Origin of the sequence: Pseudomonas sp. A-1, assembly GCF_004801855.1 — a bacterium.
Lineage (GTDB): Bacteria > Pseudomonadota > Gammaproteobacteria > Pseudomonadales > Pseudomonadaceae > Geopseudomonas.
The window spans coordinates 1-16,588 of sequence record NZ_SSTC01000085.1 but is presented as its reverse complement, the minus strand read 5'-3'; the positions used below and the strand labels follow the sequence as shown (position 1 = coordinate 16,588).

The 16,588-nt window shown below is 67.5% G+C and carries 13 protein-coding genes and 1 pseudogene; 9 read left to right on the top strand and 5 right to left on the bottom strand.

The genetic code is table 11. The features are described from left to right. Both E5198_RS16890 and E5198_RS16885 read left to right on the top strand, forming a co-directional pair. Positions 1-803, top strand: an 803-nt coding sequence (locus E5198_RS16890) for a hypothetical protein (protein ID WP_218569067.1), incomplete at its 5' end; no start/stop codon positions are given. A gap of 361 nt (positions 804-1,164) precedes the next feature. After that, entirely contained in the window at positions 1,165-1,632 is a 468-nt protein-coding gene (locus E5198_RS16885; RefSeq protein ID WP_136491130.1) for a hypothetical protein, read from the top strand. Between the two features lie 149 nt (positions 1,633-1,781). Here the strand turns inward: E5198_RS16885 and E5198_RS16880 are convergent, their stop codons facing one another. After that, positions 1,782-2,165 carry a DUF3775 domain-containing protein gene (locus tag E5198_RS16880; protein ID WP_136491129.1) on the bottom strand — a complete coding sequence of 128 codons (384 nt, stop codon included), beginning with the start codon at positions 2,163-2,165 and terminating at the stop codon, positions 1,782-1,784. Positions 2,166-2,274: 109 nt separating this feature from the next. Here E5198_RS16880 and E5198_RS16875 point away from each other — a divergent pair, with 109 nt between their 5' ends. From E5198_RS16875 to E5198_RS16865, 3 genes are all read left to right on the top strand, one after another. Then, positions 2,275-3,465: a polysaccharide pyruvyl transferase family protein gene (locus E5198_RS16875; RefSeq protein WP_136491128.1), complete on the top strand. Its 1,191-nt coding sequence runs from the start codon at positions 2,275-2,277 to the stop codon at positions 3,463-3,465. A 100-nt stretch (positions 3,466-3,565) separates the two neighbouring features. Beyond that, positions 3,566-4,294, top strand: a complete 729-nt coding sequence (locus E5198_RS16870) for a hypothetical protein (protein WP_136491127.1) — start codon at positions 3,566-3,568, stop codon at positions 4,292-4,294. Between the two features lie 213 nt (positions 4,295-4,507). After that, positions 4,508-5,386, top strand: a complete 879-nt coding sequence (locus E5198_RS16865; protein WP_136491126.1) for a PhzF family phenazine biosynthesis protein — start codon at positions 4,508-4,510, stop codon at positions 5,384-5,386. Positions 5,387-5,496: 110 nt separating this feature from the next. Here E5198_RS16865 and E5198_RS16860 read toward each other — a convergent pair whose 3' ends face one another. Together E5198_RS16860 and E5198_RS16855 are read right to left on the bottom strand one after the other, a co-directional pair. Further along, positions 5,497-7,584 (bottom strand): LTA synthase family protein, encoded by a 2,088-nt coding sequence (locus tag E5198_RS16860; RefSeq protein ID WP_136491125.1) that lies wholly within the window; start codon positions 7,582-7,584, stop codon positions 5,497-5,499. A 3-nt stretch (positions 7,585-7,587) separates the two neighbouring features. Further along, a complete protein-coding gene (locus E5198_RS16855; RefSeq protein WP_178084090.1) occupies positions 7,588-8,505 on the bottom strand; it encodes a hypothetical protein in 918 nt (305 codons plus the stop codon). A 475-nt stretch (positions 8,506-8,980) separates the two neighbouring features. On the opposite strand from E5198_RS16855, the gene E5198_RS16850 reads away from it, so the two are divergent. Then, a complete protein-coding gene (locus E5198_RS16850) occupies positions 8,981-10,294 on the top strand; it encodes a hemolysin family protein (protein WP_136491124.1) in 1,314 nt (437 codons plus the stop codon). 10 nt (positions 10,295-10,304) lie between these two features. Here the strand turns inward: E5198_RS16850 and E5198_RS16845 are convergent, their stop codons facing one another. After that, positions 10,305-11,276, bottom strand: a complete 972-nt coding sequence (locus E5198_RS16845) for a magnesium and cobalt transport protein CorA (protein ID WP_136491123.1) — start codon at positions 11,274-11,276, stop codon at positions 10,305-10,307. A gap of 258 nt (positions 11,277-11,534) precedes the next feature. On the opposite strand from E5198_RS16845, the gene E5198_RS16840 reads away from it, so the two are divergent. From E5198_RS16840 to E5198_RS16830, 3 genes are all read left to right on the top strand, one after another. Beyond that, entirely contained in the window at positions 11,535-12,632 is a 1,098-nt protein-coding gene (locus E5198_RS16840) for a saccharopine dehydrogenase family protein (protein WP_136491122.1), read from the top strand. 206 nt (positions 12,633-12,838) lie between these two features. After that, on the top strand, positions 12,839-14,086 hold the full coding sequence (alr, locus tag E5198_RS16835; protein WP_136491121.1) for an alanine racemase: 1,248 nt from the start codon (positions 12,839-12,841) through the stop codon (positions 14,084-14,086). A 54-nt stretch (positions 14,087-14,140) separates the two neighbouring features. Next, positions 14,141-15,823, top strand: coding sequence for a thiamine pyrophosphate-binding protein (locus E5198_RS16830; protein ID WP_136491120.1), 1,683 nt, complete (start codon positions 14,141-14,143; stop codon positions 15,821-15,823). Between the two features lie 687 nt (positions 15,824-16,510). Here the strand turns inward: E5198_RS16830 and E5198_RS16820 are convergent. Continuing rightward, positions 16,511-16,588: pseudogene (locus tag E5198_RS16820) on the bottom strand (transposase); the annotation flags it as partial.

The following is a 16,588-nucleotide window of genomic DNA, read 5'->3' as shown; positions in this document are numbered from 1 at the left end:
ATGCTGAGTTCGTGGTAAGACATGGCAACACCGTACCGGAAAGGTCAGGTGTTGCACTCAGTTTTTGCCGCCGCCCCCCATCATCGCCACGGCTCATCTATTATAAAAATCCAAAAGACGGAGCCTGGAGTCCCGATAATGCACTCGACTGTCGCTCACTTCGCTCCCTGGACAGTCGAAAGCTACGCTTTTGCCTGATCGTCAGGACCATGGGCACGCTCAAGCTTTGGCTGCGGCAAACTCCATTCACTTCGTCACTCGTGCTCCTCGCAGGCTGCGTCACCCTGCATGCACCTCTTACCAGGGATGACTCCTATCCGGCCGATTGGCCCGATGTGATGACCGCTGGCGAGGAGTGCCGCGAGTTGAACGGTACCTATGCGAACTCGGGCGAGCTTGCAGTTGCAGACTCCGGGCGCTCTGACGCGCTCTTGACGCAGATCCTTCATCTATCGCGAGGCGCCAAGGTCGTGTCACTTGCGGTTCGGACCCAAAGGCTCGATAACAAGGGTGACGCCATTTCTACCCTGCTCGTCGTGCCGGATGGGGACGAGAGCGCCAGGACGGAGCTCACAAACTGCTTCTGCATTCGACAGACATTGAGCTGCACGCGGATCAACGAGAGATACTGGTCGTTCCCATACATTGGCGCAGGTGGTGCGCAGTCCAACGTATACATGTCAGGCGCAGCGGATGGCTCGCTGGTCCTGAGACTGCAGAACTACCATGCAGACCTTGTCATCGGGGTCCCGCTCTTCGGCAAGTCAGAGCCATGGGCTCGCTTCACGGCCAGCCGCCCGTGATGCAACATGGTCCTGCCTCTTGGCTGGCGCGGACTGCTACCGGCACGTCGCCTGGCTCGCCAGCCGGGCAATACCATCATCCGCCCAGCAGGCCAAGAGCCTTCCCGGCGGCAGAGCCTCAGCTCAAACGTCGGACACCTCGGCATTGAGAATTGCCACCGCCACATCAATGGCGCTTGTGCTCACCCTGGCGGGTTGCGCAACCAGCGCCGGGAATCCACCGTACCCAGCGGAGTGGGCTTCGATAAGGTCCGTGCCCACACCGGAAGGCTGTCCTGATCTTCAGGGTACGTACAGCAACCGGGGAACAGCATCGTTCCCGACCGTAGCAGGTGAGCCACCATCACTGACTGACATATTCATGGCGATGGCCCGCTCGAAAAGCGCCACTGGCCCTGCGACCTGGCAGCAGTCGTGGCCGACCATTCCGAGCGAATCGGCCTGGGTGTCCATCCAGCAGACACCTGACTCGATGACCATCACCTTCATTGACTCCGCAGGGCGCCGCACTCCGCTGAGCTTCAGGCGCTATCGCTTTACGCCATTCGAGAGCCGTGTTGACGACCTCTTCAGTTGTCGTACGCTGAACGACGAACCGACCCTGCGGTTTTTCAATGAGCCTGTCAGCCACACCCATGTGTCGATCCTGGGGGTCGGCGGCGGTGGAACCAATATCAATCTGCTCAAGTCCATCGACGGCTCACTGGTCGTCAACTGGCGCAGCGACGATGTCACTATCTCCCGGTTCATCCTGGGCTCGGACTACCGGGTAGAAAACCTCTGGTATCGATACTCGCCGGTTGCTGCCGAGATACCTGCCGAAAAATAGCGAAGCCCAGCCACGCGATCGACCGGACCTTCGCCAGCGGGCTTCCACCGGTCATTGCCAGCGCAAGGCGTCACTACTTTCAGGCGCCTGCGGCATGGAGGTCCGCAAGCCGCGCCCACGTCACGGCAGGCCCCCCCAATCCCCGACACTCACTCCTCCCCATACCCCTGCAGATCCAGCCCCTCGCGCAGATACTCCGCCAGAAACGGATGGGCGATCAGGTAGTCGGCGGTACGCGGGTTCCACTGTTCGGCGGCCTGCCTGAGCAGGTCGTCCCACTCCTCCAGGGTGCCGTCGCCGCGGCCCAGCCACATCAGTGCCACCACTTCCTGCTGCTGGTCCGGCTCCAGGTCGTCGATGATCGACTCGAACTCGCCGTAGTACTCGTCGTCCCCGTGGTCGGCCAGTGCCTGCAGGGCCCAGTCGTCGCTCGGGCTGTTGGGTTCCTGGGGGATGACCACCTGTTCCTTGGCGTGAAAGGCACGGGCCAGGTCCATGAGCCGGGCAACGGTTTCCGGGTTGACGGTGATCATGCTGGCGCTCCTCTTGGCTGGACCGGACAGCAAGTATGGGCCGGATTGCGCAACTTGCCCGCCTGCGGCTTTCATGAATGGACGACTGACCTTATCCCGACTGCCTGCGATGCCCCACGCCCACCCCACCCTGCTGTTCGGCGCCTTCGACCGGCACAACTTCGGTGACCTGCTGTTCCCGCACATCGCCACCGCGCTGCTGGCGGGGTGTGAACTGCGCTTCGCCGGGCTGGCCGGCCGCGACCTGCGGCCGTGGGGCGGCCACCAGGTCGAGGCGCTGGCGACGCTGGCCCGGGAACTCGCCGGCCAGCCGGTCGACCTGCTGCACGTCGGCGGCGAGCTGCTGGCCTGCGATGCCTGGGAGGCGGCGGTGATGCTGCTGCCGGCAGACCAGGTGCAGGCCACGCTGGCGCGCCTCGACCACCTGCCGGCCGAGCGTCTGGCCTGGGCGCAGGGCGTGCTGGGCATTCCTGACCGGGCGCCCTACGTGGCGGGGCACGGGCTGTTCCCGCGGGCGCGCCTGCTGTTCGACGCGGTGGGCGGCATGGATCTGGATACACGCGATCCGGCCCTGCGCGCCGAGGTGCTGGGCAAGCTGCGCGCCGCCGATTACCTGAGCGTGCGTGAGCGGCGCACCCAGACGCTGCTGCGGGAGGCCGGCATCGCCGCGCAACTGCTGCCCGACCCGGCGGTGCTGGTGCGCGAGCTGTTCGGCGCGCGGATCAAGCGCCATGCCGCGCAGGGCGAGGTCGCCGAACTCCGGCGCGCCTTCCCCCGCGGCTATCTCGCCGTGCAGTTCAGCGCCGACTTCGGCGACGACGCCACCCTCACGGCCATCGCCGCGCAGCTGGACCGCGTCGCGCAGGCCCGCGGACTGGGCATCGCCTTCTTCCGCGCCGGCGCCGCGCCCTGGCACGACGATCTGGACTGCTACCGGCGCACGGCGGCGCGGATGCGTGCGCCGACGCGCATCGTCGCCACGCTTGACCTCTGGGACATCTGCGCCCTGATCGCCGCCAGCCGCGGTTTCATCGGCAGCAGCCTGCACGGGCGGATCGTCGCCATGGCCTACGCCCTGCCCCGCCTCACCCTGCAGCGCCGCGGCCCCGGCAAGCCCGAGGCCTACGCCGCCACCTGGGAGTCAGCCGGGCTGCCGCTCGGCGTGCTGCCGACGGAGATCGCCGCCGGGCTCGACGTGGCCCTCGCGGTCAACCGCCGCCCCCTCGACGAGCTGGCGCGCGCACTGGCGGCAGACTACCGCAGGGGTTTCGCCGCACTGCGCGCCCGCCTCGACCACTGAGCGCGACCGATCAGGTCCGGGCCGGCTACGCTCTCAGGCAGCGGATGGGGGCCCGGCCCGCCAGACGCCTTTCCGTCCAGCCCAGCGAGCCCGAAGGTCGATGCCCAACTGGAAGCTTATCGCCCTGGCCACAGCGGCCACCCTGGCGAGTCAGGGGTGCGGCAGCGCCCGATCGCCCAGCGTCAGGCCGGTGCCGGTCGCCGGGATCGACCAGCAAGGCGCCAGCCTGGATCGGGCACGGCAACTGGTGCGCGGCACGGGGGAAACCGCCGTGATGTTCGAGCTGGGCCAGCCCGCCGACCGGGTACCGAGCTGCCTGCCAGGCGAGGTCGTCTGGCGCTATCCGATCCGGGCCTGGAGCGCGATGGCGGTCAGCCGGAAGATCGTCCCGGCGGTATTTCTCCGCATGACGTTCGATCGCGCGGGCACGCTCACCGACTGGCGCTTCGTCGACCCGCTCACCGGCCGCCAGTTGCCTGTCGTGGAGGGGCCGGGCGAGGCCGCCCGCTGGTTCGAGTCGCTTTCGCGCTCGCCGGCACCGATCCCACCGCGCATCGAGCTGCAGGAAACCCTGGTCCGCGGCCGAACCACGCAGCACGATGTCGAAGGCACGCTCGGCCGCTGGCAGCCGGACCTCCACTGCGGGAATGGTGGCGTCGCTCCCCTGGTCAGGAAGGAAAACACCGACTCCGGCGCCGTCTGGGACTGGTATGCGGACCGTCCCAGTCCCCTGTTCATTCCACCCCACTACCTGGTTGCCTCCTTCGCGCAGGCCGGCACCCTGATCGTCTGGCATTTCGAACAGACCTACCCGGGCGGACGCAAGTGAGCTCGCCGGACGTTACCGCCCACCCCGTTTGACCGACCGCCCCTGTCCCCTCCCGCGCGGCTTCTGCGCTGGTACTGCGTGCCCGGCTGGCGGGTCGGACGACGCTGCCGCTCGAGCTGTATCCGTCGATTCATCCAGTCCGTGTATCTGTACCCATCCATTCCGGCCACCTAGGATGAGCGCCACAATCCAATCCGCCAGAGAGATTTCGCGATGCGCACCGTCCCCTTCAAGCAAGTCGACGTCTTCACCCGTGTCCCGTTCAGGGGCAACCCGGTCGCCGTGGTGCTGCAGGCCGAAGGCCTCTCCAGCGAGGACATGCAGCGGATCGCCCGCTGGACCAACCTGTCCGAGACCACCTTCGTGCTGCCGGCCAGCAGCGTCGCGGCGGACTACCGGGTGCGCATCTTCACCCCCGCCTCCGAGCTGCCGTTCGCCGGCCACCCGACCATCGGCACCGCCCACGCGCTGCTGGAAGCCGGGGTGATCGCCCCGCGCGACGGCCAGCTGGTGCAGGAGTGCGCGGCCGGGCTGATCGGCCTGGAAGTGAGCGAGGACGGCGACGGCGAGCGCTGGATCACCTTCGACCTGCCGCAGCCGGCGATCACCGCGCTGGACGACGCCGAGATCGACGAACTGGAGGCCATCCTCGGCTGCGCGGTGTCCCGCGAAGCCCGGCCGCGGCTGATCGATGTCGGCGCGCGCTGGATCGTCGCCCAGCTGGACAGCGCCGCGGCAGTGCTGGCCTGCCGGCCGGACATGGCGCGCATGAAGCTGATCGAGCAGGAGCCGCAGGAAACCGGGGTGACCATCTTCGGCGCCCATACCGCCGGCCAGCCGGCGGGCATCGAGGTGCGCTCCTTCGCCCCGGCCTGCGGCATCGACGAGGACCCGGTGTGCGGCAGCGGCAACGGCTGCGTGGCCGCCTTCATCCGCGACAGCGGGCAGGTGGCGCAGTTCGGCAGCCAGTACCTCGCCGCCCAGGGCGCCGCCATCGGTCGCACCGGGCTGCTGCGCATCGCCATCGACGCAGCGCGCATCCAGGTCGGCGGCATGGCGGTGACCTGCATCGACGGGCGGATCGCCTGCTGAGACGGCGGCGCGGCCGCGACGGCCAGATCGACGAGCCGTCAGCAACTGCGGTCCTGCTCCTGCTGCTGCATCCGGCCGGGAAAGCACCGGATGCAGCAGTTCCCACCGAATCACTCGTCCTTGCGCGGAGCCGGCGCCTGAGCCAGCGAGCCGGCCGCCGGACCGTTGACCACGCCGGCGGTGTTGTCCAGCAGGCTCCGGGTGGCCACCTGCAGGAACGACTGCAGGCGCGGCAGCAGCTCGGCCAAGCCCTGCTCGTCCTGCACGCGGTCGACGCCGGCGCGCTCGTGCAGGCGGTAGTCATACAGCTTGGGAGCGCCGTCGCGCGGCAGCACCAGCAGGCGGCTGCCCGAGACCAGCGCCACGGTCTGGTCGCTGCCGGACGGCTTCACCACGCCGAAGCCCTGGTCCCTGGCGTCCAGGCTGAGCAGGTCGCGGCCCCAGCACTGGTGCTGCACCTCGCCGCCGAGGCGGCCCATGATGGTCGGCACCACGTCGAGCTGGGTGCCGGCGATGTCGTTGCGCGCGCCGAACTTCTCCTGCACGCCGGGGCCGATCAGCAGCATCGGCACATGGAAGCGGTACAGGTCGATGTCGCTGAGCTGCTCGGGGCTGCCGAAGCCGTGGTCGCCGACGACCACGAACAGGGTGTCCTTGAAGTAGGGCTCCTTGCGCGCCTTCTCGAAGAACTGGCCCAGCGCCCAGTCGGAGTAGCGCATGGCGGTCAGGTGCTCGTCGAGCGCGCCGAAGCCGGTCACCTTGTCCACCGGCAGCTTGTCCGGCAGCGCATAGGGGGTGTGGTTGGAGAGGGTCTGCAGCAGCGCGTAGAACGGCCGTTCGCGATCCATCCTGGCCAGTTCCTCGGCGCCGCGGTCGAACATGTCCTGGTCGGAAACGCCCCAGGTCGGATCGGAGAACACCGGATTCACGTAGTCGTTGCGGCCGACGAAGCGGGTCATGCCCTGGTTGCCGAAGAAGCCCTGCTGATTGTCCCAGCCGAAATCGCCGTTGTAGACGTAGATATTGTCGAAGCCCCGCTGGCTGAGCAGCTGCGGCAGGCCGGAGAAGCGGTGGGTACCCTCCGGCTGCTGCATCAGGTACTCGAAGCCCGGCAGGTTGGGGAAGCAGGCCATGGTGGCGAACATGCCCTGGTGGGTATGGGTGCCGTTGGAGAAGTAGCGGGTGAACAGCAGCCCTTCCTTGCTCAGGCGGTCGAAGCTGGGGGTGATGTCGCCCTTGCCGCCCAGCGCGCCGACGTAGTGGCCGGCGAAGCTCTCCATGAGGATCACCACCACGTTGCGGATCGGCAGGGTGCCCTGCTCGCTGGGCGCCATCACCCGGCGCACCGCCGCGCGGTCGGCGTCGACCAGCCGCTCCTGCGGGGTCAGCAGCATGTCGCGCACCCGCTGCTCGGCCTCGGCCGGCGGCAGGCTGGCCTTCCAGACGTTGTCGCGATGATCCGACCAGCGCCCCTTGGCGGCGTCGACCAGCGACAGCGTGGCGTTGTAGCCGAGATGATTGGCGAACACCGACTCGGTGGTGCTGGCATCACCCCAGCGCAGCGGCGGCCCCTGGCGCAGGGTGCCGCGGGCGGCGACCACCGCCACCAGCAGGCAAAGCACGAAGGCACTGGCGCGCCAGTACCAGCGCCCGCCCTGCGGGCGCTCGATGCGCGGCAAGCACCAGCGGTGCAGGCGCTGGAAGGCCTTGAACAGCAGCCAGCTGGCCAGCGCCCAGGCCAGCAGGTAGCGGCCCACCGGGAAGCCGTACCAGAGCATGCTCAGCACGGTCTTCGGGTCCTCGCCGAGGTACTGGAACACCAGGGCGTTCAGGCGCTGGTGGAACTCGCGGTAGAAGTCCAGCTCCAGCACGCCGAGGAACAGGGTCAGACTGGCGAACAGGCTCAGCCAGGCCAGTTGCCAGCGCCGCGCGCCGATCAGGAACCGGCTGGGCATGGCCAGCAGCAGCGGCGCCACGCCGAACACCACCACGCGCAGGTCGAAGCGCACGCCGTTGCCGAACGCCTCGACGAAGGCGCCAGCCGGTGCGCCGCCGATCAGGTCGCGGTTGTAGATCAGCAGGGCCGCGCGCAGCAGCGCATAGAGGACGAGCAGCAGCACGCCGCTCAGCGCGGTGAAGGCCAGGTGCTCGCGCAGGCCGGGGCGCGGAGCGGCGAAGGAGGACGGTGATGGGCGCATGGGTCAACTTCCGGAGGAGATACGTTGCAGCTGCAGAACGCGGTTGCGGCCCTGCTCGGCGAGCAGGTAATGACCGGGGGCGGTTTCCAGCAGGGTCTGTGCCGAGCGCAGGTGGGACAGCACGGTATGCAGCTGGCCGTCCCGGTCGAGCAGCAGCAGGCGCGCCATGTGCGTGGCGTCCTCGCTCACCCACAGACCGTCCGCATTGCACAGCAGGAAACCGGGCTGGTCGAGATCGCCAAGCACCTTGGGGTCATTGCCATCGGCGCTCAACTGGCGCACCCAGCCCTTGCCCTTCTCGGTGTAGAAGAGGCGGCCATCGGGGCAGGCAGCCACCCCCTCGGCCTCGTCCAGATGGCGGCGCAGGACCTCGACCTCGTCGCGCTCGGGATCGTAGCGCAGCAGGTTGCCGTCGCCATGGCGGTCCTCGATGGCGTACAGGTACCGGCCGTCGCTGGTCAGGCCCTCGATACCCTGCCCGGAAAACAGCGTGCGGGTGCCCGCCGCGGTGCGCCAGAGCACCGGCTGCTCGCCCTGCTCCTGGCTGAACGCCACGCCCCCGCGGAAGGCGACCATGCCGTCGGGCTTGGACAGCCCGCCATGCACCTCGCCGAGCTGCCCGCCCGGAGCCAGGCGCAGCAGGCCGCCCTGGCCGGCGTTGCGTTCCTGGCTGAGCAGCAGACCGCCCTCGCCATCCAGGGCCAGCGCGCTGACCTTGTCGACGGCGTCGAGGTACACCCCAGCGGCCCAGCCGTCCCCGGCCTGCACCGGGTAGAAGTGCCGCCAGCCGGCCTGCGCCATGCCGAGCAGCAGCATGAGGACCGCGGCGGCCGTCAGTTGCCAGAAACGCAGCCAGCGGCGCGACAGCCCGCCGGCAAGCCGGGCACGCGAACGAGGGAATATGGCCAGAAGGGTTGGCATGTCGTCGATCTGCTTCGCCAAATCTCCAGACCTTAACCAGCCTCCGATCAAGCCGGCATCAAGCCGGTGTGAAAAAATCGTGAATTGGTCGACGGATGGTATCCGGCGACTACAGTCAGTCCAGACGCCGGAAGTTGGCATACAGCCCGTCGCGGGCTGCCCCTGCTGGCCTGCGCGCTCCTCACCGTCTCACCATGCGCCACTTCTACATCGAGCTGCTGTGAGCGCCGGGCGGCGACGCAAGGCCCGGCAACAGGGCGAAAAACAGTCGATTTGACAGCATACGGGCGGATTCCCAGGATAATGGCCCTTTGATCACAAGAGGAGCATCCGGGTCCGCCCGGCTTTCTATGGACACTCAGAGTCGTCGAGACTTTCCTGCTTCGCCCGCGCCCGGCGGCGCGCGTCACCCTTGCGCCAGCGGCGGACTCACGTCGGAGATGCCGGTCACCACTGCGCAATCGCGAGGCCGCCGATGGAAATCCTGATCCTGATCGGCCTGATCGTGCTCAACGGCGTGTTCGCCATGTCGGAGATCGCCCTGGTCACCGCGCGCAAGGCGCGCCTGATGAAGCTGGCCGCCGAGGGCGACAACGCGGCCGCCATCGCCCTCAAGCTGGGCGAGGATCCCACCAAGTTCCTGTCGACCATCCAGATCGGCATCACCTCCATCAGCATCCTCAACGGCATCGTCGGTGAGGCGGTGCTGGCCGCGCCGCTGTCGCAGTGGCTGCAGTCCCTCGGCGCGCCGGAGCACACCGCGAGCATCGGCGCCACCGCGGTGGTGGTCATCGTCATCACCTACGTCTCCATCGTGATCGGCGAACTGGTGCCCAAGCGCCTCGGCCAGATCAGCCCCGAGCCCATCGCGCGCCTGGTTGCCCGGCCCATGCAAGTGCTGGCGGTGATCACCCGGCCCTTCGTGATGCTGCTGTCGGTGTCCACCCACGCGCTGCTGCGCCTGATGGGCGTGCGGCAGACCGGCCAGGCCATGGTCACCGAGGAGGAGATCCATGCCCTGCTGGAGGAAGGCTCCGAGGCCGGCGTCATCGAGCAGCACCAGCACGAGATGGTGCGCAACGTGTTCCGCCTCGACGACCGCCAGCTCGGCTCGCTGATGATCCCCCGCTCGGACATCGTCTGCATCGACATCCGCCGCTCGGCCGAGGAGAACCTGCAGATCCTCATCGAGTCGGAGCACTCGCGCTTCCCGGTCTGCGACGGCAGCCTCGACAAGCTGCTCGGCGTGATCCACGCCAAGCAGGCGCTGGCCTGCGTCGCCAAGGGGCAGACGCCGGACTTCTCGACCAACCTGCAGCCGTGCGTGTACGTGCCGGAGACACTGACCGGCATGGAGCTGCTCGAGGAGTTCCGCGCCAACGACATGCAGATGGCCTTCGTCATCGACGAGTACGGCGAGATCGAAGGGATAGTGACCCTGCAGAACGTGCTCGAAGCGGTGACCGGCGAGTTCACCCCGCGCAATGCCGAGGACGCCTGGGCGGTGCAGCGCGAGGACGGCTCCTGGCTGCTGGACGGCGCCATCCCCATTCCGGAGATGAAGGACCGCCTCGAGCTGAAGAACGTCCCCGAGGAGGACAAGGGCCGCTACCACACCATCAGCGGCATGATCATGCTGCTGCTCGGGCGCGTCCCCGCCACCGGCAATCATGCCGACTGGGCGGGCTGGCGTTTCGAGGTGGTGGACATGGACGGCAAGCGCATCGACAAGGTGCTCGCCACGCCGATTCCCCACCAGGAAGACGACCAGCAGGCGGACGGCGCGTAAGCGCGCCGCCCTACAGCCAGTCCAGGCGCCTGAAGTTGGCGTACAGCCCGCCGCAACCGAGAGCGATCAGCGCGAGCACGCCGAAGTAGCCGTATTCCCAGGCCAGCTCGGGCATGTGCTCGAAGTTCATCCCGTAGATCCCGGCCAGCGCGGTCGGGAAGGCGAGGATCGCCGCCCAGGCGGCGAACTTGCGCTGTACCACGCTCTGTCGCGAGGCCTCCAGCAGCAGGCTCAGCTCGATGGCATGGTCGGCCATCTCGCGCTGGCCGTTGAGGTCTTCCTGCAGACGCGCGACGTGGATGGCGATGTCGCGGAAGTACGGGCGCATCGGCTTGTCGATGAACGGAAAGTCGAGCTGCTGCAGCTCGCGGCAGATCTCCGCCAGCGGCGCGACCTGGCGGCGCAGGCGCAGCAGGTCGCGGCGCAGGTCGGCGATGTGCTCGATGTCGGCCTGGCTCAGCGAGCGGTTGAGCACGGTCTGCTCGAGGTCCTCCAGTTCCTCGAAGATGCTGTCGAGCAGCGGCCGGTAGTTCTCGATGACGAAGCTGAGCAGCGCATACAGCACGTAATCCTCGCCCTGGGCGAGCAGCAGCGGGCGCGCCTCGCAGCCCAGGCGCACCTTGGAATAGGGCGCCGAGTCGCCGTAGCGGGCGCTGATCACGTAGCCCTTGCCGGCGAACAGCTGGGTCTCGACGAAGGTCAGCCGCCCCTCCACGCGGATCGGCGAGTAGACCACCATGAACAGCGCATCGCCGAAGGTTTCCAGCTTGGGCCGGGTGTGCTGGGCGATGGCGTCCTCCATGGCCAGCTCGTGCAGGTTGAACTGCTGCTGCAGGTCGTGCAGCAGTTCGCGGTCGGGGTCGCGCAGGCCGATCCAAACCATGTGCCCGGGCCTGGCGGCCCACTGGCTGCCCTCCCCGATGTCGATATCGGCGACCTTGCGTCCCTGGTGATAGGCAGCGGCGGCAACGACCTGGCCCATGCGGCGTCCTCGGCTGAAGTGATGAGGCAGCTTACCCCAAGCGCCAGCCTGCCCCCAACGCGGACGGCTGCGGCGCATGCGCCAGTGGGCCGCCGCACGCCGCAGGCCTGCCCGCGCCGGACAGAACGACACACCGTCCACTCGGTTCGTCACATTGATGCATTGATTCATCGAAACGCGGCTTTTTACGTCTTATCGACGAACAGGGCCGCCCAATAGACTGGCTCCGTACTCAACCGAACCCCGGAGACAACAACAATGAACGTACTCCTGCTTGGCGCCGGCCACATCGGCTACACCATCGCTCAACTGCTGAACAACACCGGCGACTACCAGGTGGTCGTCGCCGACCGTGACCGCAGCTCGCTGGGCGCCATTGCCGAACTGGGTATCGCCACCCTGGAGCTGGATTCGGCTGACGGCGCCGCCCTGGAAAAGGCCATGGCCGACCAGGACGCCGTGCTCAACGCCCTGCCGTACCACATGGCCATCGGCGTGGCCAAGGCGGCCAAGAACACCGGCACCCACTACTTCGACCTGACCGAAGACGTGCACGCCACCAAGACCATCATGGAGCTGGCCAAGGACGCCAAGACCGCGTTCATGCCGCAGTGCGGCCTGGCCCCGGGCTTCATCGGCATCGCCGCCCACTCGCTGGCCGCCCGCTTCGACAGCGTGCGCGAAGTGAAGATGCGCGTCGGCGCCCTGCCGGAATTCCCGACCAACTCGCTGAAGTACAACCTGACCTGGAGCGTCGACGGCCTGGTCAACGAGTACTGCCACCCGTGCGAGGCGATCCGCAACGGCCGCCTGCAGCTGGTGCAGCCGATGGAAGGCCTGGAGCACTTCTCCCTCGACGGCGTCGAGTACGAGGCGTTCAACACCTCCGGCGGCCTGGGCACCCTGTGCGACACCCTGAGCGGCAAGGTCGAGACCCTGGACTACAAGACCGTGCGCTACCCGGGCCACCGCGACCTGATGAAGTTCCTCCTCGAGGACCTGCGTCTGGCCGGCAACCAGGACAAGCTCAAGGACATCCTGCGCGGCGCCGTGCCGACCACCATGCAGGACGTGGTGCTGGTGTTCGTCACCGTCAACGGCCTGAAGGACGGCAAGCTGGTGCAGGAAGTGTTCAGCCGCAAGATCTTCGCCAACCTGCAGGGCGGCCGCCTGACCAGCGCCATCCAGATCACCACCGCCGCCGGCATCTGCGCCGCTCTGGACCTGTTCCGCGCCAAGCGCCTGCCGCAGTCCGGCTTCATCAGCCAGGAGCAGGTGGCCCTCGACGACTTCCTCGCCAACCGCTTCGGCAAGGCCTACGAGGAGCACGCCGACGAGGCCCGCGAAGCGGCCTGAGTCTGCACGCCTGCCCGCGTCCGCGGGCAGGTTCCCATGATCTGCCCAAGCCCTGCGCAGGGTTCGCGTGAACCGACCGGCTCCGCGTAGGGTGCGCCATGCGCACCATGAACCACGACGGTTGTCCCGGTGCGCACGGCGCACCCTGCGGGGTGCCGGGGCAATCATGCGCACTCCGACAATAAAAACGCCAAGGAGATTCAAGGATGTTCAAGCGCAGCACCCTCGCCGTCGCGGTAACCCTCGCCCTGCTGGCCGGCCATGGCCAGGCCGCACCCACCCTGATCAACGCCAGCGGCGCCGCCGACGCCGCCAGCGCCACGGCGCAGTCCGCCAACGCCTGGATCGAGATCGACAAGGTCGCCTTCGAGCACAACATCGCCGAGCTGAAGAAGCAGGTCGGCGCCAGGACGCAGATCTGCGCGGTGATGAAGGCCGACGCCTACGGCCACGGCATCGACCTGTTGATGCCCTCGGTGATCGCCAGCGGCATTCCCTGCATCGGCGTCGCCAGCAACGAGGAAGCGCGCATCGTCCGCGAGAACGGCTTCAGCGGCCGCCTGATGCGCGTGCGCACCGCCACCCTCGGCGAAGTGCAGGACGCCATGCGCTACGACATGGAAGAGCTGGTCGGCGACCTGGAGTTCGCCGAGAAGGTCGCCGAAGCGGCACGCGCCCAGGGCAAGACCCTGCGCATCCACCTCGGCCTCAACTCCGCCGGCATCAGCCGCAACGGCCTGGAAATGAGCACCGCCGAAGGCAAGCTGGCCGCCGTGGACATCGTCAACATGCCGGGCCTCGAGGTCGCCGGGATCATGACCCACTTCCCGGTCGAGGATCGCGCCGAGGTGCTCAAGGGCCTGGAGAAGTTCAAGGCAGAGTCCGCCTGGGTCATCGAGCACGGCAGGCTGGACCGCAGCCAGCTGGTGCTGCACTGCGCCAACTCCTTCACCACCCTGGAGGTGCCCGAGGCGCACCTCGACATGGTCCGCCCCGGCGGCGCCCTGTACGGCGACACCGTGCCCAGCCACACCCAGTACCAGCGGGTGATGAACTTCAAGTCGCGGGTCGCCTCGGTCAACGAATACCCGGCCGGCAACAAGGTCGGCTACGACGGCACCTACACCCTGACCCGCGACTCGCGGCTGGCCAACATCTCGGTCGGCTACTCGGACGGCTACCGCCGCCTGTTCACCAACAAGGCCGCGGTGCTGATCAACGGCCACCGCGCCCCGGTGGTCGGCAAGGTGTCGATGAACACCCTGATGGTCGACGTCACCGGCATCCCCGACGTGCATCCGGGCGCCGAGGTGGTGCTGTTCGGCAGGCAGGGCGACGCCGAGATCGCCCAGGGCGAGCTGGAGGAATTCAACGGCGCCCTGCTCGCCGACCTCTACACGGTGTGGGGCAACTCCAATCCGAAATTCCTCAAGCCGGAAGCGGCGGCGCAGTAACCACCCACTCGCGGGCGCCTCACGGGCGCCCGCATCGTTTCCGAGGAGCGATCAGTGAATTCAGTCATCAAACCTCGCAGCGGCGGCCAGATCCTGGTCGACGCCCTGCTGCTCAATGGCGTGGAACGCGCCTTCTGCGTGCCCGGCGAAAGCTACCTGGCGGTGCTCGACGCCCTGCACGATGCGCGGGAAAGGATCGACCTGGTGGTGTGCCGCCAGGAAGGCGGCGCCGCCTACATGGCCGAGGCCCACGCCAAGCTCACCGGCCAGCCGGGCATCTGCTTCGTCACCCGCGGCCCCGGCGCCACCAACGCCTCGGTCGGCGTGCACACCGCCTTCCAGGACTCCACCCCGATGCTGCTGTTCATCGGCCAGGTGGCCCGCGACCAGCTCGGCCGCGAGGCCTTCCAGGAGGTCGACTACCGGCAGATGTACGCCCCGCTGGCCAAGTGGGTGGTGCAGATCGACGATGCCCGGCGCCTGCCCGAGCAGCTGGCCCAGGCCTTCCAGCGCGCCATCAGCGGCCGCCCCGGCCCGGTAGTGGTGGTACTGCCCGAGGACATGCTGACCGACGTGGTCGAGGTGGCCGACGCCCAGCCCAGCCGGCGCATCGACAGCCATCCGGCACCGGCGCAGCTGGCGGAGATGCAGACGCTGCTGGAACAGGCCCAGCGCCCGCTGCTGGTGCTCGGTGGCGGCGGCTGGACGGCCGAGGCGGTCGCCGGCATGCGCGCCTTCGCCGAGCGCCAGCGCCTGCCGGTCGCCCTGTCGTTCCGCCGCCAGGACCTGTTCGACAACCGCCACCCGCAGTACGCCGGCGACCTCGGCCTGGCCGCCAGCGCCGAGCTGCGCGAGTCCGTGCAGCAGGCCGACCTGCTGCTGGTGGTCGGCAGCCGCCTGGGCGAAGTCAGCAGCAGCGGCTACAGCCTGCTGGACATCCCCACCCCGAAGCAGACGCTGATCCACGTGCACGCCGGCCTCGAGGAACTGGGCCGCGTCTACCAGCCGACGCTGGCCATCGCCAGCCACCCGGCCGCTTTCGCCGCCGCGGCCGCCGAACTGCCCGCCGTGGAGCCGCAGCGCCACACCGAGTGGATCGAGCAGCTCAACCAGCACTACCGCGCCAACCTCGACTGCCCGCCCTCGCCCGGCCCGGTGCAGATGGGCGAGATCATGGCCTGGCTGCGCGAACACCTGCCCGAGGACAGCATCCTCTGCAACGGCGCCGGCAACTATGCGGTGTGGCTGCACCGCTTCTACCAGTACCCTGGCTTCCGCACCCAGCTGGCGCCCACCAACGGCTCCATGGGCTACGGCGTGCCGGCCGCCATCGCCGCCGCACTGGCCGCGCCCGGGCGCACGGTGCTGAGCTTCGCCGGCGACGGCTGCTTCCTGATGAACGGCCAGGAACTGGCCACCGCCATCCAGCACGACGCGCGGCCGATCTTCATCGTGGTCAACAACGGCATGTACGGCACCATCCGCATGCACCAGGAACGCCACTACCCCGGCCGGGTCAGCGGCACCGAACTGCACAACCCGGACTTCGCCGCCCTGGCCCAGGCCTATGGCCTGTACGCCGAGGTGGTCGAGCGCACCGGCGACTTCCCCGGCGCCTTCACCCGCGCCCAGAGAGCGGGCAAGGCGGCGCTGCTGGAGATCCGCGTCGACCCGCAGGCGCTGACGCCGCGGCAGAGCCTCGACCAGATCCGCGAGCAGGCGTTGCGGGGGCGCTGAAACAGAGCGGGCGGCCCAGGGCCGCCCGATTTTTGGCAGTGTGAAATCAACTTCTACGCATCGCGATACTGTGGAACAGGCGAGCCCTGCAGCAGAACAAGGCCGATAACAATCATGACCCCCGTGATCGATTGGACGCTTGGCCCCCGTTGCGCGAACTACAGAGTGGCCCGGGCGGCAACGCCCAGCGAAGGCCGGATATACGAATGCAACCGCACTGACGACAGGGGTGGCAGGCTTTACTCACCACTTGTGGGGAGAGTCCATATAAGAGTTGTTAGATGCTTGGCCGCTCACAAAACTCAAGAAGCCATAAAGAGAGCTCGCGAACATACGAATCTTGTGACGATTGGAGCTTATCAAGGGCGCTCCTGCAGATATCAGGGTGTAATGTAGCAAGCTCAATAAGTGCTGCCGAAAAACCATCATTATCATGGCCTTCTTCCTCGCTCCGCCGATAGGCGGCAAATAATGGCTCTAGTACTGCGGGGCCAGCAATTTCAGCCAGTGGCCATGCAGCAGCTTCTCTAACAAAGAAGCTCTCATATTTAAGAAGCTCAACGAGCCTTGGAATATCATCATCTGTGGATTCATTCTGCAATCTTTCCGCGGCCGCAATCGCAGAATCAATATCCAGTGAATCAAGCGATGTGACGATTTCATTCCATGCTGTGTGGTTCATAAGTGCGCTTCCTCCATCGCCGGATCGCTGTAGCCGAACCAGTTCTGCATGAGGTGCACACGCAGCATGGCAGCCAGCGGATA